The sequence below is a fragment of the Fretibacterium sp. genome, assembly GCF_057312375.1.
Map to the genome: position 1 here is coordinate 15,716 of NZ_DBHLDX010000002.1, position 23,618 is coordinate 39,333.

General features: G+C 65.8%; 19 protein-coding genes. 18 read left to right on the plus strand and 1 reads right to left on the minus strand.

Annotation, left to right across the window (positions count from 1 at the left end; all coding sequences use genetic code 11):
• The first annotated feature begins 18 nt into the window (after positions 1-18).
• The 18 genes from ACO41U_RS00705 (at position 19) to rsmI (ending at position 22,078) form a co-directional block, all read left to right on the plus strand.
• Positions 19-1,674, plus strand: a complete 1,656-nt coding sequence (locus tag ACO41U_RS00705) for a single-stranded-DNA-specific exonuclease RecJ (protein WP_485941073.1) — start codon at positions 19-21, stop codon at positions 1,672-1,674.
• Positions 1,675-1,706: 32 nt separating this feature from the next.
• Entirely contained in the window at positions 1,707-4,088 is a 2,382-nt protein-coding gene (locus ACO41U_RS00710) for a RelA/SpoT family protein (RefSeq protein WP_298779309.1), read from the plus strand.
• Positions 4,089-4,093: 5 nt separating this feature from the next.
• Positions 4,094-4,543, plus strand: coding sequence for a D-aminoacyl-tRNA deacylase (gene dtd, locus ACO41U_RS00715; RefSeq protein WP_485941074.1), 450 nt, complete (start codon positions 4,094-4,096; stop codon positions 4,541-4,543).
• A gap of 54 nt (positions 4,544-4,597) precedes the next feature.
• Complete coding sequence (locus ACO41U_RS00720) at positions 4,598-5,233, plus strand: MBL fold metallo-hydrolase (protein WP_298779314.1); 636 nt, start codon at positions 4,598-4,600, stop codon at positions 5,231-5,233.
• Positions 5,234-5,309: 76 nt separating this feature from the next.
• Positions 5,310-6,365 carry a rod shape-determining protein gene (gene mreB, locus ACO41U_RS00725; protein ID WP_298779316.1) on the plus strand — a complete coding sequence of 352 codons (1,056 nt, stop codon included), beginning with the start codon at positions 5,310-5,312 and terminating at the stop codon, positions 6,363-6,365.
• 82 nt (positions 6,366-6,447) lie between these two features.
• Positions 6,448-7,248 carry a rod shape-determining protein MreC gene (mreC, locus tag ACO41U_RS00730; protein WP_298779318.1) on the plus strand — a complete coding sequence of 267 codons (801 nt, stop codon included), beginning with the start codon at positions 6,448-6,450 and terminating at the stop codon, positions 7,246-7,248.
• Positions 7,245-7,706 carry a hypothetical protein gene (locus ACO41U_RS00735; RefSeq protein WP_298779321.1) on the plus strand — a complete coding sequence of 154 codons (462 nt, stop codon included), beginning with the start codon at positions 7,245-7,247 and terminating at the stop codon, positions 7,704-7,706. Before mreC ends, ACO41U_RS00735 begins: the two co-directional genes overlap by 4 nt.
• Positions 7,699-9,450 carry a penicillin-binding protein 2 gene (gene mrdA, locus ACO41U_RS00740; protein WP_298779323.1) on the plus strand — a complete coding sequence of 584 codons (1,752 nt, stop codon included), beginning with the start codon at positions 7,699-7,701 and terminating at the stop codon, positions 9,448-9,450. Before ACO41U_RS00735 ends, mrdA begins: the two co-directional genes overlap by 8 nt.
• A 7-nt stretch (positions 9,451-9,457) precedes the next feature.
• Positions 9,458-10,246, plus strand: a complete 789-nt coding sequence (locus ACO41U_RS00745) for a septum site-determining protein MinC (RefSeq protein WP_298779325.1) — start codon at positions 9,458-9,460, stop codon at positions 10,244-10,246.
• Positions 10,247-10,438: 192 nt separating this feature from the next.
• The gene (gene minD / locus ACO41U_RS00750) at positions 10,439-11,242 is read left to right on the plus strand and encodes a septum site-determining protein MinD (RefSeq protein WP_485941075.1); all 804 of its coding nucleotides are present in this window, start codon (positions 10,439-10,441) and stop codon (positions 11,240-11,242) included.
• A gap of 183 nt (positions 11,243-11,425) precedes the next feature.
• Entirely contained in the window at positions 11,426-11,761 is a 336-nt protein-coding gene (gene minE, locus ACO41U_RS00755; protein ID WP_298779353.1) for a cell division topological specificity factor MinE, read from the plus strand.
• Positions 11,762-11,839: 78 nt separating this feature from the next.
• On the plus strand, positions 11,840-12,913 hold the full coding sequence (gene rodA, locus ACO41U_RS00760) for a rod shape-determining protein RodA (RefSeq protein ID WP_485941076.1): 1,074 nt from the start codon (positions 11,840-11,842) through the stop codon (positions 12,911-12,913).
• 78 nt (positions 12,914-12,991) lie between these two features.
• Positions 12,992-14,800 (plus strand): TIGR03960 family B12-binding radical SAM protein, encoded by a 1,809-nt coding sequence (locus ACO41U_RS00765; protein WP_298779357.1) that lies wholly within the window; start codon positions 12,992-12,994, stop codon positions 14,798-14,800.
• Entirely contained in the window at positions 14,797-15,489 is a 693-nt protein-coding gene (locus tag ACO41U_RS00770) for a TIGR03936 family radical SAM-associated protein (protein WP_485941077.1), read from the plus strand. The genes ACO41U_RS00765 and ACO41U_RS00770 overlap by 4 nt, the downstream gene beginning before the upstream one ends.
• Before the next feature lie 92 nt (positions 15,490-15,581).
• On the plus strand, positions 15,582-17,093 hold the full coding sequence (locus ACO41U_RS00775) for an Rne/Rng family ribonuclease (protein WP_298779361.1): 1,512 nt from the start codon (positions 15,582-15,584) through the stop codon (positions 17,091-17,093).
• Positions 17,068-20,478 (plus strand): chromosome segregation protein SMC, encoded by a 3,411-nt coding sequence (gene smc / locus ACO41U_RS00780; RefSeq protein WP_485941078.1) that lies wholly within the window; start codon positions 17,068-17,070, stop codon positions 20,476-20,478. The genes ACO41U_RS00775 and smc overlap by 26 nt, the downstream gene beginning before the upstream one ends.
• Positions 20,478-21,260: a tRNA1(Val) (adenine(37)-N6)-methyltransferase gene (locus tag ACO41U_RS00785; RefSeq protein ID WP_485941079.1), complete on the plus strand. Its 783-nt coding sequence runs from the start codon at positions 20,478-20,480 to the stop codon at positions 21,258-21,260. The genes smc and ACO41U_RS00785 overlap by 1 nt, the downstream gene beginning before the upstream one ends.
• On the plus strand, positions 21,251-22,078 hold the full coding sequence (rsmI, locus tag ACO41U_RS00790; protein WP_485941080.1) for a 16S rRNA (cytidine(1402)-2'-O)-methyltransferase: 828 nt from the start codon (positions 21,251-21,253) through the stop codon (positions 22,076-22,078). The genes ACO41U_RS00785 and rsmI overlap by 10 nt, the downstream gene beginning before the upstream one ends.
• An 80-nt stretch (positions 22,079-22,158) precedes the next feature.
• Here rsmI and ACO41U_RS00795 read toward each other — a convergent pair whose 3' ends face one another.
• Positions 22,159-23,583 carry a sensor domain-containing diguanylate cyclase gene (locus ACO41U_RS00795; protein WP_485941081.1) on the minus strand — a complete coding sequence of 475 codons (1,425 nt, stop codon included), beginning with the start codon at positions 23,581-23,583 and terminating at the stop codon, positions 22,159-22,161.
• Positions 23,584-23,618: the final 35 nt, after the last annotated feature.

Sequence of the window (23,618 nt, forward strand, 5' to 3'; positions counted from 1 at the left end):
TGAGGGGATAAGCCTTTGTTGTCGACCTGTATGGATTCCAACTTGAAACTTTTTGAGATGGGGGAGAGCACCCGCAGCCTGGCACGCTGCGTTCCCTGCTCGGAGCTGACGGCGATGGTCCTTCAGATGATGCAGCAGGGAGGAATCATGGACATCGCTGACGCCCAGGACTGGATGAATCCTAAGTTCGAGAGGCTCCTTGAGTCCCTGGACCTCGGTGCCGCCAGCGCCGCTGCGCGGGACAAGTGGAACGCCAAAAGCTCCCTTGGAAACGTGCTGATCTACGGGGATTACGATACGGACGGCATCTCCGCGACGGTCCTGGCGATGGAGATTTTTCGCCACAAGGCCGTCCAGGTCCGGTACTTCATCCCCAGGCGCGACGTCCAGGGGTACGGGCTCAACGCGGAGGTGCTGGAGCAGGTCGTTCGCGGAGGCTGCAACACCCTCGTCGTGGTGGACTGCGGCACCAACGACTCGGAAATGCTGGAGGACCTGGAGCGGCGCGGGCTGGACGTCTTCGTCTTCGATCACCACACCGTCGCGGAGGCGCCGGCCTTTCACGCCATCGTCAACCCCTGCGCGGACGGTGGCGGAAAGGCCAGAAAGCTCTGCGCCACGGCGGTGCTCTGGTGCTGGGCGTGGAAGGAGGACATCCTGCCGCGGGACTGGCTCAAGTACGCGCTGGACCTGGTGGCCCTCGCGACGATCTCCGACTGCATGCCGCTCAACAGCCTGAACCGGTCCTTCGTCCGCCGCGGGATGCGGCTGATGCGGACGAATCCGCGGCGGGGGCTGAGCGCGCTCTTCAGCCGCCTGGGGCTCAACGCCCGACAGCTCACCGAGGAGCAGCTCTCCATGCGAGTGATCCCCTGCCTAAACGCGCCCGGGCGCATCTCCTGCGCCGACGTTTCCGTGCGGGCCCTCTTGGGCATGGGCGGCGACGACGCGGTCTACGAGTGCGCGGGCGAGCTGATCAAGGTGAATCGAAGGCGCCAGGCGATCTCCGAGCGCATCGCGGGGAAGATTCGGGAGAACGGGGAGGACGACCGGCACGTGATGTTCGACGAGTCCTGGCCCGTCGGCGTGTTGAGCGGCGTTGCGAGCCGCATCTGCGCTCAGCGCCGCAGTGCCGTCGCCCTGGCGGCCCCCGTGGGAGAGAAGATTCGGGGAACCCTCAGGGTCCCCGCGGGCGGCAACGCGGTGGGTATCCTGAGCGAGATATCGGACCTGCTGGACGCCTGGGGCGGTCATCGCTATGCCGCCGGATTTTCCGTTCTGGCCCAGAATTGGGACGAGGTGGAGGAAAGACTGGAGGAGCTCCTGGCCGACCTTGGGGTGGAGGAGGAGGTCGTTTCCGCCATCAACCTGTCCCCGGCGCGGATATCCCTGGACGACTGGCGGACGGTCACGGAACTGGGGCCCTTCGGGAACGACAATCCCTGCCCCCTGTTCTACTGCGCCAGCAGCGTGGAGGACCGGGTGGAGCCCCTGGGAAGGGACGGGAAACACAGTACCGTCCGCGTGGATAACGTCAAACTCCTGGCCTTCAACGCTGCCCCCGACCTGCAGGACACGTCGGGCATCAAGGGGTGGGTCTATCATCCGCGCCTGGACTACTGGAGGAACGAGGAGCAGATACAGTTCATTCTGGACTATGCTGTAGTGGTTTGAGCCTGACCCCCCTTGGAGAGGAGGCGGTGGAAGTGAAGGATGACGATCTGACGGCGGGAGCGGAGCCCGGCGTGGAGGCTGGCGCAGCCTCCTCACCCTCCGCCCCCTCCCCTTCGGGGATTCACGCCGACCGGGACGCGCTGCGGTCCATCTTAAACAGCGTGCCCGCCCTGTCGGGCAACGAGGACCTTCGGGAGATGGCGGCCCTGCGCGATTCCTTTCTGGTCCAGATCCCCAAGCAGTGCTTGACGGAGGCGGTGCGGACGATCTGGCAGGAGCTCTGGTCCAAGGCCATGGCCGTCCTGACACCCTCGCAGATGCACCAGCTGGGCAGGGCCTTCGTGTTCATGGCCAGGGCCCACGCGGACCAGAAGCGCACGAATGGGGACCCCTATATCGTCCACACGCTCTCCGCGGCGCTGATCCTGGCGGGGATGCGGCTGGACCTGGCCAGCCTGACGGCGGCCCTGCTCCACGACGTCTTGGAGGACACGGACGTCACCAAGGACGAGCTTCGAGAGGGCTTCGGGGACGAGGTGGTGACCCTCGTCGACGGGGTCACCAAGCTGGGCAAGCTGCCCTTCATGTCCATGGAGGGCTATCAGGCGGAGAACCTGCGCAAGATGTTCATCGTCATGGCGCGGGACATCCGGGTCGTCCTGATCAAGCTGGCGGATCGGCTTCACAACATGAGGACCCTGGGGGCGCTGCGCAGGGACAAGCAGGAGCGCATCGCCAGGGAGACCCTTGAGATATTTGCCCCCCTGGCCCATCGCCTCGGCATCTACCAGATCAAGCGGGAACTTGAGGACATCTCCTTCCGCTACCTTCAGCCCGACGTCTATCAGGAGATCCGGCGGAAGGTAAAGCGCCGCCTGCCTGAGATGGAGAGCGTCATCAAGCGCGGGATCGAAGCCCTTGAGGTGCGGCTGGGCAAGGAGGGCATCCCCTGCAGGATCAAGGGGCGCGCAAAGCACTACTACAGCATCTACGAGAAGATGCAGCGAAAGAAGCTCTCCGTTGACGAGCTTTACGACATCCTGGCGATCCGCGTCCTGGTGGAGGACGTGTCCACGTGCTACGCCGTGCTGGGGATCGTCCACGCCATGTGGGCGCCTATCTCCGGCCAGTTCGACGACTACATCGCCACGCCGAAGAGCAACATGTATCAATCCCTGCACACCACGGTGATGGCCTTTGGGGTTCCCATGGAGGTCCAGATACGGACCTATGAGATGAACCACCTGGCGGAGTACGGCATCGCCGCCCACTGGCTCTACAAGTCGAAGGGCGCTGCCGCGGACAGCCTGGACGCCAAGCTGATGTGGGTGCGTCAGGCGCTGGAGGCGGAGCAGGGGGATGGACAGGACCCGGAGGAGTTCCTGGAGCTCCTCAAGAGCGACATCCTGACGTCGGACGTCTACGTCTTTACGCCGCAGGGCAAGCCCCTCGTGCTGCCCAACGGAGCCACGACCCTGGACTTCGCCTACGCGGTACACACCGAGGTGGGCAACCACTGCGTGGGGGCCATGATCAACGGTCGCATCGTCCCCCTGAGCACTCAGCTGCGCAACAGCGACATCGTGAAGATCATCACCTCCCCTCAGGGGTCGCCGTCCCAGGACTGGCTCAAGATCGCGCGCTCCAGCAAGACCAGGAGCAAGATACGCAACTACTTCCGCCAGGCCGAAAAGACGGATCGAAACGAGAAGATCGCGCGAGGCTGGGAGGCCCTGGAAAAGGAGCTGCGCAAGCGTGGCCTCACCGTCGAGAACCAGGAGGACTTCGTCCCCGGACTGAACAAGGTGGCGCGGGACCTGGGCCTGTCCGGGAAGGACGACGTGCTGGCGGCCGTGGGGGCGGGGACCTCCGGCCCCAGCACCGTGGCGCAGAAGCTGGTCCTGGCCTACCTGCAGCAGCGTCACCCCGCGGACGACCTCTCGACGCTCGTCAAGGAGAACCCTCCGGTCCGCCGGCACGACTCCGACATCATCGTGGAGGGGGAGGGCGGGGTGAGCGTCGTCCTGGCGAACTGCTGCGCGCCGATACCAGGGGACGCCATCGTGGGGTACTCCACGAGGACCCGCGGGATCACGATACACCGCATCGACTGCCCCAACATCCTGAACGCCCAGATGGGGCGGGTGGTGCAGGTTTCCTGGGGCCGCCCCTCCGGCAAACTGTACACGGCGCGGCTGAAGGCCGAGGCCGTGGACCGCGCCAACCTGATCCGGGACGCAGCACAGTCCATCGGGCTTGGAGGGGGCAGCATATCGGGCATCAAGGCCTCGACGATCGGCAACAGCCTGATGAGGATGAAGATCGAGCTGAGGGTCCGCGACCTGGAACACCTCTATGGGGTCATCGCAAAGCTGAACGCGGTCAAGGACATCATCGAGGTCACGAGGGGGTAGAGGCCATGCGCATGGTCGTTCAGAGGGTTTCGAGAGCGGCGGTTTCCGTGGACGGAGTTGAGGCGGCCCGGATCGGAAGGGGCGTCTGCGTCCTCTTGGGGGTTGGGGCGGAGGACGGGCAGGCCGACGCGGACTGGCTGGCTGAGAAGCTCGTGAACCTCAGGATCTTTGAGGACGCGGAGGGCCGGATGAACCTCTCCCTTCTGGACGTGGGTGGCGCTGCCCTTCTGGTTTCCCAGTTTACGCTGTACGGCGACTGCCGCAAGGGGCGGCGTCCTTCCTTCGTGGGAGCGGCGGTGGCGGAGAAGGGCCGGGAGCTCTACGAATACTTTGTCGAGAGGGTCAGGGCCCATGGCCTGGAAACGGGCTGCGGGATATTCCAGACGCACATGGAGGTGGAGATCCTCAACGACGGCCCCGTCACGCTCTTCCTGGACACTGCGGACAGAAGGTAAATGGGGCGGGAAGGCGAACTCTGCGCTGTTTTGATACGGGAGGCTGTGCTTAAGATGCAATACAAGCGTTTCCCTCTGGGGGCGTTGTGGACGAATGGCTATCTTTTCTGGGACGAGGACGGCGAGGCCTTCTTCATCGACCCGGGCGGCGACGCCTCGGAGGTGCTGAAGTTTGTCAAGGCCCATAACCTAAAACTGCGGAAGGTTCTCCTGACCCACGGACACCTCGATCACATCGCCGGAGTCCGGGACCTCACGTCCCTCGTGGGGTCGGAGGTCTATGTGGGGCGCGGCGACGCCCGCCTCCTGCGCAATCCCCCGGAGTCGCTCCAGACCGCACTTCGGATTCACTGCGACCCCATCACCGATTTTCAGGAGGTCGCGGAGGGACAGACCCTGAGGGTTGGAAAAATTGAGGCTCGGGTCATGGAAACGCCGGGACACACCGAGGGCGGCGTGTGCTATCTTATTGCGGAGGGGGACGAGAAGGTTCTGGCCTCCGGCGACACGCTCTTCGCCCACAGCGTGGGGCGCACGGACCTAGACGGCGGTGACGAGGCAAAGCTGAACGCTTCTCTCTTGCGGCTGGCGAAGCTGCCGGACGACCTTCGCGTCCTGCCCGGGCACGGTCCGGAGACGAACATCGGAAAGGAGAGGGCACACAACCCCTTCTGGCCCGTGGAGTCTTAAGCGCTTTTAATGTTGAAAGCCCGTCTGCGCGTTGGCAGGGGCCCTTTGAGTTTAAAACTGCGGGTGATGAAGAAGCATGTTCAAGTACCTGTCCGGTGTTTTGGGGCTGGATGTTGGGATTGACCTCGGCTCCGCCAACATCGTGGTGTACGTCAAGGATAAGGGGATCGTGCTCAGCGAGCCCTCGACGGTGGCCATTCGCAAGCTGCCGCGGGGCGGTGGGCTTGAGGTCATCGCCGTAGGGCGGGAGGCCAAGGCCATGTCCGGGAAGACGCCCGGCGGCGTGGAGGCGATCTGGCCCCTCCAGGACGGCGTCATCGCGAACTTCGACATGACGGAGGAGCTGATCCGCTACTGCCTGCGGAGGGCCGGCGGCAGCGGCTCCTTCATGGTGCATCCGCGCGTGGTCATCTCCGTCCCCGCGGAGGTGACGGAAGTGGAGCGCAAGGCGGTGGTTGACGCGACCCTGGGGGCCGGGGCGAGCGAGGCCTACGTCGTGGAGGAGCCCATCTCTGCGGCCCTCGGCGTGGGCCTTCCCATCGACCGGCCTAACGGCTGCATGATCATCGATATCGGCGGCGGGACGAGCGAGGTTTCCGTCATCTCCCTCGGAGGCATCGTCGTGACCAGCTCCCTGCGCACGGCAGGCCGGACGATGGACAACGCCATCATCGCGATGATCCGTCAGCGCTACGCCCTGCTCATCGGGGAGACGACGGCGGAGGAGGTCAAGAACACGATCGGCTCCGCACTGCCCCTGTCCCCGGAACTGGAGATGTCCGTGAAGGGGCGGGACCTCTCGGATGGCCTGCCCAAGAGCGACATGGTGTCCTCGTTGGAGGTCCGGGAGGCTCTGGAGCCGATCTTCCTGAGCATCGAGGACATGGTGAAGGTGGCGCTCGAAAAGACGCCCCCGGAGCTGGCCAAGGACATCGTGGACCGTGGCATCATCCTGTCGGGTGGGGTCGCTCTGATGCGCGGCTTTGCCGAACGGCTGTCGCGGACGATCAATACGCCGGTGATCGTGGCGGAGGAGCCCCTTTTCTCCGTGGCCCTAGGGGTCGGAAAGATACTGGACAACCTGGGGACGATGCGGCGCGTCCTGATGTCCGTCGAGCGCGGTTCGCGCTGAATGCCGAATTTGGCGCCGCATCCGAGAACAGGTCTATGGGTGTGCGTCCCGCGTCTTCTGCGCCGGGCCATGAGGTGTCCTCATGCTTGACCGACGCCAGGTCCGGGAAAGGGCCCACGGTCTGACGGCCCTCATTCTGGGGCTATTCCTCCTGGGAGTCGGCGCGAGCCTCGGGATATCGAAAACCGCAGCGGACCTTCTGAGCGGGATGTTGAGCCTCCCGGAATATCCGGCGGTCCTCCTGCGGGAGACGGTTCGTGACTGGCTGAGCTGGGGCCGCAGCCGAAGCGCCATGCAGGCGGAGATCGAGGCGCTGCGGGGCGAGAACGCGGAACTCCGCGTCCTGAACTCCACCCTGGCAAACGAGCGCATCCGCACCGAGTTGAGTGCGCTGGAGGCCAGCAAGGACGTGGCCAGGATAACGCTTCGCGCGCCCATGTCCTGGTGGAACGAGATCCGCATCGACAAGGGAGAGGGGGACGGCGTCATCGTTGGACTGCCCGTATTTCATAACGGCTACCTCGCGGGGCGCATCAGCTCCGTGTCGCTCCTGTCCTCGTGGGCAGAGCTCCTCACCTCGCCGTCGCTGATGATCCCCGTCGTGGTGGAGGAAACGAGGGAGTTGGGGGTCGTCATGGGGAACGGCAGCGGGTCCGTCTTCCTGAACTACATCCCGGCGGGGCGGGGCTCCATGAAGGGAATGAGGGTCAGCACGGCCCTGATCGGCGAACAGCTTCCGCCGGGGCTGCCCATCGGGGTCATCGCCGAGGAGCTGGAAACGACCCCGGACGGCTACGCCACGTACCGCATCGCTCCTGGCGCGGATTTCTCAAAGCTCTACAGCGTGTCCCTGCTGGCGAAGCCCGAGGGGGCATCCCGATGATGGAGTTCGTGGGCCTGTGGCTGTTTCAGGACCTCCTGGAGGTGCTTTTGCTGCGCGTGACGCAGGCCCCGGAGCTCTTTCTGCTGGGGGTGGTCTACCGCCTCATCACGCTGAAGGAGGGGGAGGAGCGCCTGTGGGCCATCTGGACCGCCTTCGTGGGCGGCTTGCTGTGGGACCTGAGGTGGGTTGGCATCCCCGGATTTTTCACGCTGGGATACGTTGCGGTGGTGATGCTGGTCCTCTGGATGTGGAGCGCCATTCCATCTCAGGGGCGCACGATGTTCGTGGCCTTCCTCCTGCTGGAGGCGTCCCTGGTGCTCCCGCCGCTGGTCCCGGTGCTGATCGTGGGCGGCGGCGTGAGCGGAGGCTTCTTCCTGGTGCAGCAGCTCTGCTCCCTCCCCGCGCTTCTCCTGTGCCTGCACCTTTACTCGAAGCACATGAGGAGCCTCCATGCCTGAGATCCGCGACCTGCTGGACGACCGCCTGAAGCTTCTTCTGGGGTGCGTCCTGGGATCGTTCCTTATCCTCCTGGGGGGGCTTTATTTCTGCCAGATCTTTCAGGGGGACAAGTACGTGCGGCTGGCGTACAACAATCGCCTGCGGCTGATCCGCTTCGCCGCCCCACGGGGCGAGATCTTCGACCGACACGGGGTTCCCCTGGCGGTGAACGAAACGACGTTCAACGTCATGGGCTATCCTCTGGACCTGGACACTCCCGAGAAGCTGGAGAAGCTCAGCGCGGTGCTCCTGCGCCACGGGATTCCCATGACGTCGGAGGACCTGGCGCGGACGATCAAACAGCAGCGGTTGGCCCCCTATCGGGTCATGAAACTCGTTTCAAACCTGACGATGCCCCAGATGGCGGACCTGGTGGCGGACACGGATTTCCCTCACGAGCTCTTCCCCCTCTCCGTGTGGCGCCGCACGTACCCCGCGGGGGCGATGGCCGCCAACGTCCTGGGCTACGTTGGGGAGATCTCGGAGGAGGAGCTCAAGGCGAGCTCCGGAAACGACTACTATGGGGGGGACCTGATCGGGAAGTCCGGCATCGAGCGCGCCTATGAGGCCGAGCTCCGCGGAGAGGCGGGGGAGGAGGCGCTGGAGGTGGACGCGCGGGGGCGCAAGGTGCGCGTCCTGGACTCCCGCCCCGCGGCGAAGGGGACGGACCTGCGCCTCACCCTGGACATGGGGGTTCAGAAGCTGGCCGTCGAGCTCCTGAAGAACTATAAGGGGGCTATCGTCGCCATGGACGTGAAGAACGGCGCCATCCTCGCTCTGGCCTCCTCTCCGACCTACGACAACAACCCCCTTGCCTGGGGAGTTTCCGGGAGGGAGTGGAACGCTATCGTCCGAGACCCCGACAGGCCGATGCTCGATCGCTGCATCTCCGGGGTCTACCCCCCCGCCTCGACCTTCAAGGCGTTCATGTCCCTGGCCGCCCTGGAGGAGGACGTCATCACGAGCTCCACCTCCTTTTCCTGCAGCGGGGCCATCCGCCTGGCCTCCCACACCTTTCGCTGTTGGAGGCGCAGCGGGCACGGCTCCATGAACGTGCTGACGGCCCTCCAGCACTCCTGCGACGTCTACTTCTACCAGGTGGGCATACGGATGGGAATAGACCGCATCCTCAAGTGGGCCCATCGTTTTCGGCTGGGAGAGCCGACGGGAATCGACCTTCCGGGCGAGAGCGCCGGCGTTATCGCGGGGCCCGACTGGAAGCGAAGGCGCTTTAAGGAGAACTGGTATCAGGGGGATACCGTGAACTATTCCATCGGGCAGGGGTACCTCCTCATGACGCCCCTGCAGATCGCGCGGGTCTATGCGGCGATAGCCAACGGGGGCAGGCTGGTGACCCCGCACCTCTCTAGCCTGAACGACAGGCCGCCCGTGGATATGCACCTCACCCCAGCCAAGCTGGCCCTCGTGCAGCAGGGGCTGGACTACGTGGTGCAGCGCGGGACGGGAGCGCGCGCCGGGAAGTTTGGGGTGACCGTTGCCGGCAAGACCGGAACGGCTCAGAACGCCCACGGGGACGACCATGCGCTCTTCGCGGGCTATGCGCCGGCCGAGGCGCCGCGGTACGTGGTCGTGGCCATCGTCGAGGCCGGAAAGCACGGAAGCAGCGTGACCTCGCCCATCGTGGGCGAGCTCCTGGCCCACATGCTGAGCCACGCATCGAGTGAAGGAGAAAAGAAAGAGTAGAGTGACGATGTCCCATAAGCATGACGTTCAAGACAATCCTCCCTCGCTTCCCGAAGGCCATTCGTCGGGCTCAGAGGGCCTCAGCCGGGGTTCCGGCGCTCAGATCCGGATGGTGGGGACGCGCTACGGCATTCGCATCTTCCTGCCCGTTTCCTCCTCTGAGGAAACGCTCCTGGAGCTCCTGTCCCGCATCCCGCCCCAGGCGTATCAGCTTCCGGACTCGGAGGGGATCGTCCTCGACTTTCAGTCCAGGGCGTGTTCGGAGCAGCTTCTCCTTCAGCTCCTGAAGGAGGTCGTTTGGGGCAAGGGGTTTCGCGTCCTGGCCTGGCTCTCTGACAACGAGAAGTCGCTGCAGCTTTTCCGCGGATCGGGCTTCGCAGTGACGGAGCCCGTCGCCGCCCCGCCTCCTCCGAAGGAGGCGTCCAGGGCCACAAAGGAGTGGGAGGCACCCAGGGTCAGGATTGTGTATAATTCTATGCGTTCGGGCCAGGTAGTGGAGGCCGAGGGGGATGTGGTGCTGTGGGGGCATCTGAACTCCGGCGCCGAGATATCCGCCGGCGGAAGCGTCATCGTGTCCGGAAAGTTGAAGGGACTGGTCCACGCCGGCCGCGGAGGCCGCGAGGACGTCTTCGTCATGGCCGGTTCCTTCGAGGCACAGCAGGTGCGCCTGGGACATAAGCTGTGCTACGCGGACCCCTCCACCGCCGGATGGCAGAAGCCGGTCCTGATCGTCATCGAGGATGGGGAGCCCATCATCCGCGAGAACGAGTTTCTGAGCGGCGCGGTGGAGCCGTGAGCGCAAAATTCCTCTGAATGGCCCTTCTTCTCAGGGCGGCTCAGGGATTAGAATGACGCCGGCATGATTTGCCGTACAGGCCGGAGGGCTGGTATCGGGAGCGGTTGGCAAGTCGTTTTTAGCGATTTTACGAAAATTAATGACCGCTTTCCTTAATGAGCGTATGCTTTTTCAGCGAATGGAGGGTTTCTATTGGGAGCTCGGGTTATTGTCACGACCTCCGGAAAAGGAGGGGTGGGGAAGACGACCTCGACCGCGAACATCGCGGCGGCCTTGGCCAAGTTCGGCAAGAAGGTCGTAGCGGTCGATGCGGACGTCGGGCTGCGCAACCTGGACGTCATTATGGGGCTTGAGAACAGGGTGGTCTATAACTTCATCGACGTCATCGAAAAGAACTGCACCCTGAAGCAGGCCCTGATCCGGGACAAGCGGGTGCCGAACCTGTTCCTGCTGGCCGCTGCCCAGACTCGCACGAAGGACGCGGTGAGCCCCGAACAGATGATAGAGCTTTGCGGTCAGCTGCGGCCGAACTTCGACTTCATCTTCCTGGACTGTCCTGCGGGCATCGAGGGCGGGTTCAAGAACGCGGCGGCCGGGGCCGATGAGGCCCTCGTGGTCACGACGCCGGAGATCCCGGCGGTACGGGACGCGGACCGCATCATCGGCATGTTGGAGTCCATGGGGAAGGCCCCGATACGCCTGATCATCAACCGCCTCCGGCCCACGATGGTCCAGGATGGTGACATGCTGGCGCAGGAGGACATCCTGGACGTCCTCTCGATTAAGCTGATCGGCATCGTCCCGGAGGACGAGTGCGTCATCCGCGCCACCAACAACGGCGAGCCGATGACCTTGTCCCCGGAGTCCCCGGCAGCCCAGGCCTATCTGAACATCGCCCAACGCCTCATGGGGCAGGAGGTACCGCTGATGGACCTCGATGCCTACGCTTCCCATGGGCTCTTCCGTTGGTTTAAGAACCTGTTTAAGCGGCGTTAGCCCGCAGAAGGATCGCCGCGTCGAACGAACGGCCTGCGCGGGAAGTGACATCTGCAGAGTGCGAAGGGCAGGACCCTTGAGAGCTGATGTGCCGTTCCTTTCGAGGCGAGAGTTTTCGTTTCAGGCGTTGAGCGAGGGGACGTTACGGCTGAACACGGAGTCACGGACAGGGGAGAGATCGTAGTGGACTTTTTACGGAAAATCTTTGGCGGTGGAGCCGACCGGTCGGGCCGAAAGGCCAGCGACAGGCTGCGCATCGTTTTGATACACGACAGGACCGACATCTCGCCGCAGCTGCTTGAGGAGCTACGCAATGAGATGATCGGCGTCCTGACGAAGTACATGGACATCGACCTCAGCAAGATTGAAATCGATTTGGACCACGACGAGCAGGAGGTTGCCCTGGTGGCGAACATTCCCGTCCTGAGGATCAAGCGGGGGAGCAGCGGGGAGTCCTTTGAGGAGCCGCGCCGCCGCGAGAAGCCCGCGGGCGGACGCCGGCGGGAGAGGGACCGCTGAGCGCCCGTGCGGGGCTTTAGGTGAACGAGGGTGATGGAGCCGCCGCGCCTCTCGTCCTTCAAAGAGGACGCCGCCGCGATGGACCGAGTCCTCCTGGCCTGTGCCTTGGCGCTGACCCTCTGGGGAATCCTCTGCATCTACAGCGCTGCAGCGGGACCCCATGGGCGCGGAGGGGATTTTGCCCTGCGCCAGCTCGGCTTCCTGGGCCTCAGCGTTGCGACGATGTTCGCGATCCTGGCGATAGGCTGCCATCGTCTTTTGGATGCGGCCTATCCCCTCTACGCCTTCACGCTCTTCGTGCTGCTGGCGACGGTCGTCCTGGCGCCAAAGGTGAAGGGTGCCCACAGCTGGATGGCCCTCGGCGGCTTTCGCTTTCAGCCGTCGGAGTTCGCCAAGGTTTCCCTGATCCTCATGCTGTCGAAGGTGCTCAGCCGCTATCCGCCCCTCTCGATCCGGACCTTTGCGATAGGCGTCGGCGCAATGCTGCCGGCGGTGCTGCTGGTCCTGATGCAGCCCGACGCGGGCAGTGCGCTGGTGTACTTGGTGATCTCCTTCGGGATGATCTTCGCCGCGGGGGCTCCGATACGCTACTTCCTGGCCATCGGCGGAGCGGGCGTCCTCATGCTCCCCTTCCTGTGGCTGGGCCTGAAGGAGTACCAGAAGATGCGCTTATTGGTGTTCCTGGACCCCATGCTGGACCCGCTGGGTGCCGGGTACAACGTGATCCAGTCGCGCATCGCCGTGGGGTCGGGGGGCTTCTGGGGAAAGGGTTTTCTGCTCGGGATGCAGAGCAAACTGCGGTTCCTTCCTGAGCCCCACACGGACTTCATCTTCAGCGTCAGTTCGGAGGAGTTCGGCTTCCTGGGCGGCATCGTCGTCCTCCTGCTCTTTGCCGTCCTGTTCTGCCGCATCGTCGGCGCGGGGCTCAAGAGCCGGGACCGCCGCGCCAAGCTGATCGCGGCAGGGGTCGTGTCGTGGATCTGGGTTCAGACGTTCGAGAGCATCGGGATGAGCGTCGGATTGATGCCTGTGACGGGGCTGCCGCTGCCCTTCCTCAGTTACGGGGGTAGTTCCCTCCTCTCCCTGTTCATGGGGCTGGGCCTCGTGGGGAGCGTCTACGTCGAGGGCGTGAGGCGTCCCTACTACTTTTAGGGCCCCTCCCCCTCGCGCTGACGTCCCCGCACGAAGGGGGCCCCTGGCGCCCGTGCCTCTTGGAAGGAGTCTTTCTGAATGCTTTTCCCCGAGTTCAAGCGGCCGGACTGGCCGCTCCTGTCCCAGGTGTCGCGCCCGTCGCGCTACTGCGGCAACGAATGGCGCAGCTATGCCCTGCCGTCCTGGGACGAGGGGAACAGGCTGCGGGTCTGTCTGGTCTTTCCTGACGTGTACGAGATCGGCATGAGCTACTACGGATTTCAAATCTTGGCGCCCCTCATCCGCGCACTGGGCTGTCTTGCGGATCGCGCCTACTGCCCCTGGGGGGACATGGAGGCGCTCCTGCGGGCCCGCGGGCTGCCGTTGACGTCCGTCGAACAGCGCAGGCCGCTTTCGGACTTCGACGTGGTGGGCTTCACCCTGCAGCACGAGATGGGGTACACGAACGTCCTCACGATCCTGGACCTGGCGGGTATCCCCCTACGCGCCGGGGACCGCCGCAGAGAGGACCCCATCGTCATTGCGGGCGGACATGGGGCCTTCGTCCCGGAGCCACTGCACGCCTTCATCGACCTCTTTTGCATCGGCGATGGGGAGGCGGTGTTGCCTGACCTGCTCCCCGTCCTGGAGGAAACCAGGGGACAGGACCGCGCCGCCCGCCTCGCGGCCTGTGCGAAGATGAAGGGGGTGTACGTCCCTTCCCTCTATGCCTCGGACGCCAGGGGATGTCCCGTGGTCCCTGCGGCAACCCCCTTCCTCGCGGAGCGCCAGATCCGGCTGGACTTCAACTCGGTCTTCATCCCCGATTCCATGGTCGTCCCGTCGGTGAACATCGTCCACGACCGGGCGGTCCTGGAGCTCTTCCGGGGCTGCAGCCGGGGGTGCCGCTTCTGCCAGGCCGGGATGATCTGCCGCCCGGTCCGGGAGCGGAGCGTGGACCAGGTCGTCAGCGCCGTGCTCGCGCTGCTGCGCCGGACGGGGTGGGACGAACTGGGGCTCCTGTCGCTGGCCTCCTGCGACTACTCGGAGATCGAACGGCTGATCGACGAGCTGACGGGCCCGCTCCTGGAGCGCCGCGCGCGGCTGGGCCTTCCCAGCCTCAGGGTGGACAGCTTCTCCGTCGGGCTGGCGGGGCGCCTGCAGCAGCTGCGCCGCGGAGGGCTGACCTTCGCCCCCGAGGCAGGGACTCAGAGGCTGCGCGACGTCATCAACAAGGGCGTGGACGAGGAGTCCATTCGAGCCTGTCTGACGGAGACGTTCTCCCGCGGCTGGGACCGGGTGAAGCTGTACTTCATGATGGGGCTCCCGACGGAGCGCGACGAGGACCTGGACGGCATCCTGGAGCTCGCCCGGGGAGCGCTGAAGCTGGGCCGGACCCTGGGGCGGCGCAGGGCCTCCGTCAGCGTGTCGGTGGCCGGCTTCGTCCCCAAGGCGCACACGCCCTTTCAGTGGGAGAGGCAGAACTCCATCGAGGAGCTCAGGGAGAAGGGGCGGCGCCTTAAGGCCGGCGTCCGCGACCGCAACCTCTCCCTGAGCTACCATGAGCCGGAGCAGACGTTTCTGGAGGGCGTTCTCTCGCGAGGGGACCGGCGCACGTCGGACGTCATCGAGCGGGCCTGGCGCACGGGCGCGCGCTTCGACAGCTGGAGCGAAACCTTCAACCTGCAGCGGTGGCTGGATGCCTTCGATTTCTGCGGGCTGGACCCCCTCGACTTCACGCGCGAGCGCGGCACGGAGGAGGCGCTGCCCTGGGATCACATCCATCCCGGGGTACGAAAGGACTTCCTGCTCCGCGAACGGCATCGCGCCTACGAGGGAAAGCTCTCGCCCAACTGCCGCGACGGCTGCGCGGGCTGTGGCCTCGGCTGCCGGGAGGCGGCGCTGTGAGCGTTCGCGTGCGCGTTTGCTACGAGAAACGCGGCTTTGCGTGTTTCGTCCCTCACGTCGCGCTGGCGTCGATCTTCACCCGTGCCGCGCTGCGCGCCGGGCTCAGCCTGACGCAGACCCTGGGCTGTTCCCCGCACCCGAAGATGAGCTTCGCTCCTGAGCTGCCGGCGGGCGTCGTCGCCCTTGGAGAGCTTGTGGACGTGTACCTCGAGGAGGTGCCAGAGGACCTTCTCGTGCGGTGGAACGCGGCGATGCCCGTGGACTTTCGCCTGCTGTCCTTCGAGCTGCCTGAGGAGGGCGCGCCGTCGCTGGGCAAGGTCTGCCAGTCGGCCCGTTATTGGGTGCGCTGCGTGGGGTCCCTCGCTTCGGAGGAGCTCCTGGCACGGGCGCGGGCCTTCTACGGCGACGCGCTGCTTCGGGGTGCGAGCGGGGTTGACGTCGAGGAGGACGGCAGCGCCGACTGGGTGGATTTCGTGCTGGCGCGGCCCGCCCAGAACGGCATCGGCGGCTGGGTCCGGAGGATGGTCGCGGACGGCGCCTTGGAGGGGTGGCAGGACCTGAACGTCGTGAGGGCGGCCATCGGCCCTCTGGCTACAGTCCTGGGGGTGGACTGCGGCCCGGCGGAGGGCGAAACGCTGCGATCCGGAACTACTGAAGAAAGATTGAGCGGTCCTGAGCGGCTGCCCTGAGGGGCAGGCCCGTCCGGGCGGCTGAAAATTTACGAGAGCCGGCGGCGCAGCGGCACCTTGCGGGCCAGCCCTCGGATACCTAAGGAGGACAAATGTCGTCTTTAGACTGTGTGGAGCGAAAGATCATCGCCGACACCCGCGAGAACGAGGAGACGCGCGTCGCGATCCTTGAGGGCGGTCGGCTGGCGGACGTCTTTATAGAGCGCATGTGGGACCGCCAGAAGGCGGGGGAGATCTACAAGGCCAGGGTGGAGAGCGTGCTGCCGGGGATCAACGCGGCCTTCGTCACCATCGGCGAGGGGCGAAACGCCTTTTTGTACCTCAACGACGTACACGGCATGAAGGTGGTCGAGAACCAGGAGATCGTGGTACAGGTAACGAAGACGGCTATCAAGAACAAGGGGGCCCGCGTGACCCCGCGCATCTCCCTGCCGGGACGCTACCTCGTCCTGGTCCCCGACGGCGGAGAGGCCGGCGTGTCGCGCCGCATCGTCGATGAGGGGGAGCGGAAGCGGTTGCGTCACTTCGCCAGGGAGTTGAAGGGAGACGACTTCGGCGTGATCATCCGCACCGCTGCGGAGGGCGTGGACGAGGAGACGCTGGCCGCGGACGTAGAGTCCCTGCTGGCGCTCTGGCGCGAGATCGAGCACGACGCGGAGCTTCAGGCTGCCCCCTGCCTTTTGTACAAGGATCGGGGGCTTTTGGGCCGGGTGTTGCGGGACGAGGTCCACGGCAGCGTTGACGAGATCATCCTCGACAGCGCCGAGGAGATGCGGCACGTGAACGAGTACGTCGCGACGCTCTACAAGACGGACCGTCCGCAGGTTTCCCTCTACGAGGGAGCCGTGCCCATCTTCGAGTACTACGGCGTCGAGGCGGAGATCGAGCAGGCCCTGGAGCGCAAGGTCTGGCTCCGATCGGGCGCCTACCTTGTGATCGAGCACACGGAGGCCCTGACGGTGATCGACGTGAACACCGGCAAGTACGTCGGGGACCTGGACATGAGGCACACGACGCTGGCGACGAACCTGGAGGCGGCGGACGAGGTGGCCCGCCAGCTGCGCCTGAGGTCCATCGGCGGGATCGTCGTGGTGGACTTCATCGACATGGAGTTTGAGGAGGACCGCAAAAAACTGCTGGATCGCCTTGAAGAGGTCTTTCAACTGGATCGGTCGAGGGCCCGCGTGTTCAGCATGACGCAGCTTGGCCTGGTGGAGCTCACCCGCAAGCGCGGGAGGTTGGACCTGAGGTCCGTGATGACCCGCGGGTGCCCCTTCTGCAACGATAACGGCTGGGTGCTGCGGGAGGACACGCTGGCCCTGTCCATCAAGCGCTTTCTGAGGAAGATATCGCAGACGAACCGCGCGGAGGCCTTGCTGCTGCAGGCCAACTCCATGGTCGCGCAGTACGTCCGCGACACGTACCTCGCGATGTGGGAGCGGGAGCTGAACGCAAAGATCCTCATCGCCGGGATGCCGGACTTCGCCTGGAGCAAGTACCGCATCGAGCTTCAGGGGACGCTGGACGCGGTGGAGCGTCGGGCGCACCAGCTTGAGCGGCGGGAGGAGAGTTCCATCGTTGTCCATCGAGTCCCTGCACCTTAAGGGCTTCAAGAGCTTCGGCAGCCCCTGCAGCTTCACGTTCAACGGCGGATTCACTGCCATCGTCGGCCCCAACGGGAGCGGCAAGAGCAACATCCTGGACGCCCTGAGGTGGATTCTGGGCGAGGGCAGCGGGACGGCCCTTCGCATCCTCCGGCAGAGCGACCTCCTGTTTTCGGGCAGCATCTCCGTCCCTCCGGCGAAGGGGGCCGAGGTGCGCCTCGTCATGACGAAGAGCGAGGACCGAGCCGTCCTGTGCCGCCAGTACGCGGAGGGCGGTGGGACGCTGCTGCTGGACGGGGAGCGGATTCTGCTTCAGGACCTGGACGCGGTGAAGGAGCGATTCTCCCTTTCGGGGGAGGGCTTTGCCTTCATCGGCCAGGGGGAGGTTTCTGCGGCCATCCACCAGCGGCCCAGGGAGCGCCGGCGCCAGTTGGACCTCCTGTTCGGCATCGACCGCTACCGCGCCCGCCGGGACGATACGCTGAAGCGGCTCGACGACGCGCTGAGCGAGGCCCAGAGGATCGAAACCCTGATTCGGGACCTGAACGACCGCCGCGCCGAGATCGCCGCGGACGTCAAGGTGGCCGTGGAGGCCCGGAGTATCCTGGACAACCTGGAGGTCCTTCGCCACGACTTCTACTTCTCAAAGCGCCTGGAGCTGGAACGCTCCGGAGCCGCGCTCCGCTCCGAGGCGCAGCTTCTGCGCGTGCGCCTGGACTCTGAGGTTTGTTGGCGCGAGGTCTGGCGCCGGGCCGTCCTGGGCGCCGAGGGGGCGCTGCGGGGACAGGGCTTCGACGAGAGGGCCTTCACGGCCCGGATGGAGGAGCTGGCCGCTCGCAAGGATGCGCTGCAGCGTCAGGCCTTCCAGAGCGCCGCGCGCGTCCGGGCCATCCTGGAGAGGCGCGCCGTGCTCCTGGAGGAGGTGCGGAAGGACGAGGAGCGACGGGACGCCCTGAGGCGGGAGCTGGATTGTGCGAAGGGAAACGTGGCCGAGGGAGAGCGGCGGCTCGCGGGGTGCCGGGAGGCGATCGAGGCACGGGCGCGGGAGCTCGACGAGAGCCGCGCGGGCGTGGAGCGCGAGAGGGAGCGCCGTCAACGCCTGCGGGATGAGCTGGCGGAGCGGCGGCTTTCCGCTTCGCGATCGGAGGCGGCGCTGAGGGCCCTGGCTGCCTCCGATCGGGAGGGAGCAGCAGAGCTGGAGCGCCTTCAGGAGGAGGAGCGCCGCCGGGCGGAGGCGGGCGCCGCGCTGGAGCGTCGAGTCGCGGAGCTGTCCGCCAGGTACGGGCGCCTGACGGACGAGCACGCGCTCCTCTACGCCTCCTGTCAAAAGCAGGCGGCGACGCTGCAGCAGATGAGGCGGGATCGCGCGCGCCGCGAGGCGGACCTGGACTCCCTGAGAGACAGCGCCGGAGCCTCCGTCTATCCGGAGCCCGTCCGCCTTCTGCTCTCGGCCTCGCGCCTGAACCGTATGCGCTCCCGTCCCGAGGTGGCTGCGGAGGCCTTCTCCTGTCCTTCGGACGTCGCCCCGGCCCTCGAGGCGTACATGGGAGGGCGGCAGTTCTGGCTTCTGGTCCGCACGCTCGACGAGGCCCAGGAGGGGATTGAGCTCCTGAAGCAGCGCCGCGCGGGGCGCGTAACCTACCTGCCCCTTGAGCGCTGCCGGCCCCGGGACCGCGACGCCCGCTTCAGGCTGCCCTCAACCGGCGTCGTGGGATGGGCCATGGACCTGATTCAGGTGCGCTCCCCCTGGGAGCCCGCGCTCCTTCACATGATGGGGGACCTGCTCATCGTGGAGGACTTCGCCCTCGGCAGCGGCCTGGCGAAGCAGGGGGCCCGCTTCCCCATCGCCACCCTTGACGGCGAGGTCTTCGCCCCCTCAGGGACGGTCAGCGGCGGTCGGGGGCGTCAGAGGGCCAGCGCCATCGTCCTGAACCAGCAGATCGCGCAGGCCCAGGAGGCCATCGAGGAGCTGCGCAGGCGCATCGAGGAGGCGGACGGGGCCTTCCGCGCGGACGAGGCGCGAGAACAGGAGTTGTCCGCCGCGCGGGACGAGGCGGCGACGGAGGTGGAACGGCTGAGGGCGGACGTTGTGACCTCGGGCAGGGCGCTTGCTGCACTGCGGGCCTCCGTTGAACGCCTCGAGGCGGATCGCGCTCAGGGCGTGGCCAGGGCGGAGGGGCTGAGGGCTGATCTGCGCTCCTCAGGGGAGCGGACGGAGGCGCTTGAGGAAGAGCTCGCCGGACTGAACGAGATCGCGGATGGGGAAGGGGTGGAGGTTGCCCTGGCCCCCATGCGCGCGGAGCTCTCCCTTGCGGAGGAGCGGCTTCGCGGCGCGCGGGTCATCGCGGAACGGATGGAGGGCGAGTACGCGGCCCTGGCCGACCATCTGGGACGCCTGACGGAGGAGGCCGAGGCCGGAAGGAGGGAGGAGGCGGAGCGGCGCACGCTCCTCCGCGGCATCGGGCGCGAACGCCTGGCGCTGCACCGTGAGGAACAGGAGTTGACCCGATGTCTTGAGGAGGAGCGGGGGCGTCTACGGCAGGCCCATTTTCGCCTTGAACGGCTTCGCATCCGTTCGGGACGCGCCGACGCGGCGGAGGCGGGGCGGCAGGCGGAGATCGCGGCTCTGGAAGAGAGGCTGGCCGCGGTGGGAGCGGAGCGCGGCCAACTGATGGAGCTGTGGGACGAAAAGTACCCCTACGACGCGGCGGAGGCCAGGGAGGTCGAGGGAGGGCGTGACCTCATCGCCTCCCTCCGCAAGTTGGAGCGCGAGCTGAAGGCCCTTGGCCCGTACAACCTGGGGGCCCTCTCCGAGGACACCTCCCTGACGGAGCGGGTGGACTTCCTCAGCGACCAGCTGGAGGACGTGCGGGGCGGCGCCGACGAGCTGAGGGAGCTGATCCGGCAGACGGACGCTCAGGTGGAGTCCACCTTTGTCGAGGCGATGGCGGAGATCGACGCCCGCTTCAACGCGCTCTTTCAGCGGCTCTTTGCCGGGGGCGAGGCCAGGCTCACGCTTCAGGAGGGTGTGAGCATCTGGGAGCGCGGAGTGGACATCTACGCGCGGCCGCCGGGCAAGAAGCTGCAGAACATCTCGCAGCTTTCGGGCGGCGAGCAGTCCCTGACGGCCATCGCCCAGCTCTTCGCCGCCCTCGAAGTGGCGAAGGTCCCGCTGGCCGTGTTGGACGAGGTGGATGCGGCGCTCGACGAGTACAACCTCATCCGCTTCGCCGATCTGGCGAAGGAGTACTCCCGGTCGTTGCAGCTGATCGTCATGACGCACCGGCGGACGACGATGGAGCGCGCCGACCTCATCTACGGGGTGACGATGGTCGAGCCCGGCCTGTCCCGCATCGTCGGCATCGACCTGGAGAACTACCGCTGATGGAGGGGGCGACGAGGGACGACGTCCTCTACGGCCGGCTCCGCCTGTGGCAGCCCGCGGCGGGGCCGCGCGTCAGCATGGACACGGTGCTGCTGGCCGCATGGGTGCGCCTCCGGGCGCGCCGGCCCCACTTCGTGGAGCTGGGCTCGGCCTCTGGAGCTGTGTCCCTGATGCTGGCCCTGCGCTTCCCTCCGCCGTTCGACGTGGTGGGGCTTGAGCTTCAGCCGGAGCTCGTGAAGCTGGCGGAGCGCAACCGGAATGAAAACGGCCTTCAGGACCGGGTGAAGTTCCTCTGCGGGGACCTGCGGGATGCGTCGCTGCTGCCCAGGGAGTCCTTCGACGGACTGGTGGTGAACCCGCCCTACGAAACGCCGGGGCGCGGAAGGGTGAGCCCTCTCCTCTCCCGCGCCATCGCCCGCCACGGGGCGTCGGAGGACGAGAGCGCCTGCTGCACGCTTCAGGACGTGGCCGCCGCCGGCGCGCGCCTGCTGAAGCGCGGAGGACGGTTCTTCTGCGTCCTCCGCACGGACCGTATGGCGCCCTTGATGGCTGCGGCGTCGGTGCACGGCCTCGCCCCCAAGAGGATGCGGTTGGTGCACCCGCGTCCGGGCGCGCCGTCGAACCTCCTCCTCCTGGAGTGCGCCCGCGGGGGCGGGGAGGGGTTGACCGTGGAGCCTCCGCTCTTCGTGCTGGGGGCCGACGGGCGCTACACGGAGGAACTCCTGAGCGCCTACGGGCCCTCCAGGTCGAATTCAGAGAGGAACGATGCACGATGCCCCTGACGCTTGTCCCGACGCCCATAGGCAACCTTGAGGACATCACCCTTCGCGCGCTGCGCGTCCTCCGATCGGCGGACCTGATCGCCTGCGAGGACACCCGCACGTCCTCCGTCCTGCTACGCCACTACGAGATCGCGGCTCCCCTCGTCCCCTTCCACCTGCACAACGAGAACCGCTGCCTCCCGCGCCTGATGGAGGCGTTGAGGGAGGGGAAGAACGTCGCGGTGATCAGCGACGCGGGCACTCCCGGAGTTTCCGACCCGGGCTGGATTCTGCTGAAGAACGCCGTGGAGGAGGGGCTGCCCGCGGACGTCCTGCCCGGCCCTTCTGCCGTCTTGCCGGCGGTGCTGCTGTCCGGGCTCGCCCCGCAGCCCTTCACGTTTCTGGGCTTCCCCCCGGAGAAGCCGGGGCCGCGCCGCAGGCTCCTCCAGTCTTTGGAGCGACTGCCTTGGACGCTGTGCTTTTACGTCTCGCCGCACAAGGCGGAGCGCCAGATCGCGGAGATGGCGGAGGTGTTGGGCGATCGGCGCGCCGCGCTGGTGCGGGAGATCAGCAAGGTCCATCAGGAGGCCGTTCGAGGCACGCTGTCGGAGGTTCTGAAACGCCTGGAGGAGGGGCTGAAGGGGGAGATGGCCCTCGTGGTCGAGGGCTGCCTGGAGGGCGCGGCGGACAGCTCGCAGGACGAGGCCTGGCAGGCCTGCGCGGACGCCATGGCGGCGGAGGGGGCGACGGTGCGGGACGTCGCAGGCGCAGTGGCGGAGCGGTACTCCATCGGGAAGAACGCGGTGAAGGACTACCTGATGCGAAAGTGCGAGGGCTGAGGCGGAACGACGGTCCCTCAAAACGTCAATAAAGAACGAGAGGGTGGACCGCCGAAGTCCGCCCCCTCGTTTGCTTTTTGCTACTCCGCCTTGTCCGTGTCCACCGGCTGAAAGCCCTCCGTCAGGTGGACGATTCTGAAGTCATTTTTCGTGCCCCTCTTCACCTCGTACAGCGCGCTGTCCGCCACGTAGATGAAGTCGTTCAGCTTCCTGTACTCCAGAGGGACGCCCCAGCAGTAGCCCTGTGAAACCGTCACGACGTCTGCGACCTTCGAGTGGGCATGAGGCATGCGCTGCGTTGCGACCGCGTCCTTGATCTCCTGTGCGATGCGCTGAACGTCCGAAAGGTCGAGCCCGTTGCCTATCAGGAGGAACTCGTCGCCGCCGAACCGCGCGCAGAAGACGTGCTCCTTCCCCTCGAGGTCCTTCAGGGCGTCGGCCAGCGCCACGATGCACCGGTCTCCGGCCTGGTGGCCGTAGTTGTCGTTGTAGGGCTTGAAGAAGTCGATGTCCAGGATGCCGACGGTGAGGGGGCGCTGGTTGTGGTAGCAGTCCTCGAAGAACTCCTCGAAGCGGCGGTTCAGACCGAAACGGTTGGCCAGCCCCGTGAGCTGGTCGGTCTCCGACTTGAGCCTCAGCATCTCCTTCTCCCTGAGCGCGTCAACCATGAGGTTGATCCCCGTGACGAGGGCCGTCATCTCGTCCTCCGTCTGGGAGGTCAGGGGCTTTGCAGGGATATCGCCCATCTCGATGACCTTCAGATAGGCCACGACCCTTCCGATCGTGGAGGTCCACCGGTTGATGAGCAGGAAGAGGATGAAGCCCAGGAACAGGATGGCCAGGACGATGTTGATCGCCATCGTGCGAATGACGCTGTTCACCTGTTTCTGCAGTTCCGCAATGCTGCGGCCTACGGCAATGCAGCCGACGACCTGATCGTCGTCGTTCCTCAGCACTTCGTAGCGGCAGTAGATCATGCTGCCCGCCACGTTGGCCTCGCCGGAGTAGACGCCTGTCGCGTCCAAGATGTCCGAGACCCGCTTGTCGATGTAGGTGCCGACGATGGAGTGTCCCTCCAAGTCCTTCGTGCTCCCCGCCACGCGCAGATAGGGTCCCTGCATGTATTCCTTTCCGGTGGAGGTTCCCGCAACATGTGAGAGGTTGCCGCCGTCCTTGCGGATGAACACGTAGGAGAACGTGCCCGTCTTGCGTTCGTGATACAGGAAGGGGCGCAGGTTGGCCAGGGCCTCCGTGCCGTCGCCCACCAGGGTGTCGCCCAGGTAGATGGCGCCGTGCCGGACGTTCCAATCTCCATCGCCGATCAGGTCCCTGATGTAGTTGATGTCCGCGTTCAGTCGATCCGCGATCAGAGCCTCCTCCATCTGGGTGACGATCCTCAGCATGATGCCGAAGATCGACGCGATGATGACGGCACCGAAGAGGAAGAACATCAGACCCAGTTTGAAGCCTATGCTCTTGAAGCGATGGTCCTTCATAATGCCCATATTCCCTTTAGCCCCTTAAAAATGCCGAGATCCCA

What these genes read in the sequence shown, in the direction of transcription:
- dtd (WP_485941074.1), top strand. Translation starts at nt 4,094, where the DNA reads ATGCGCATGGTCGTTCAGAGGGTTTCGAGAGCGGCGGTTTCCGTGGAC.
- ACO41U_RS00720 (WP_298779314.1), top strand. Translation starts at nt 4,598, where the DNA reads ATGCAATACAAGCGTTTCCCTCTGGGGGCGTTGTGGACGAATGGCTAT.
- mreB (WP_298779316.1), top strand. Translation starts at nt 5,310, where the DNA reads ATGTTCAAGTACCTGTCCGGTGTTTTGGGGCTGGATGTTGGGATTGAC.
- mreC (WP_298779318.1), top strand. Translation starts at nt 6,448, where the DNA reads ATGCTTGACCGACGCCAGGTCCGGGAAAGGGCCCACGGTCTGACGGCC.
- ACO41U_RS00735 (WP_298779321.1), top strand. Translation starts at nt 7,245, where the DNA reads ATGATGGAGTTCGTGGGCCTGTGGCTGTTTCAGGACCTCCTGGAGGTG.
- mrdA (WP_298779323.1), top strand. Translation starts at nt 7,699, where the DNA reads ATGCCTGAGATCCGCGACCTGCTGGACGACCGCCTGAAGCTTCTTCTG.
- ACO41U_RS00745 (WP_298779325.1), top strand. Translation starts at nt 9,458, where the DNA reads ATGTCCCATAAGCATGACGTTCAAGACAATCCTCCCTCGCTTCCCGAA.
- rodA (WP_485941076.1), top strand. Translation starts at nt 11,840, where the DNA reads ATGGACCGAGTCCTCCTGGCCTGTGCCTTGGCGCTGACCCTCTGGGGA.
- ACO41U_RS00765 (WP_298779357.1), top strand. Translation starts at nt 12,992, where the DNA reads ATGCTTTTCCCCGAGTTCAAGCGGCCGGACTGGCCGCTCCTGTCCCAG.
- ACO41U_RS00775 (WP_298779361.1), top strand. Translation starts at nt 15,582, where the DNA reads ATGTCGTCTTTAGACTGTGTGGAGCGAAAGATCATCGCCGACACCCGC.
- ACO41U_RS00785 (WP_485941079.1), top strand. Translation starts at nt 20,478, where the DNA reads ATGGAGGGGGCGACGAGGGACGACGTCCTCTACGGCCGGCTCCGCCTG.
- rsmI (WP_485941080.1), top strand. Translation starts at nt 21,251, where the DNA reads ATGCCCCTGACGCTTGTCCCGACGCCCATAGGCAACCTTGAGGACATC.
- ACO41U_RS00795 (WP_485941081.1), bottom strand. Translation starts at nt 23,583, where the DNA reads ATGGGCATTATGAAGGACCATCGCTTCAAGAGCATAGGCTTCAAACTG.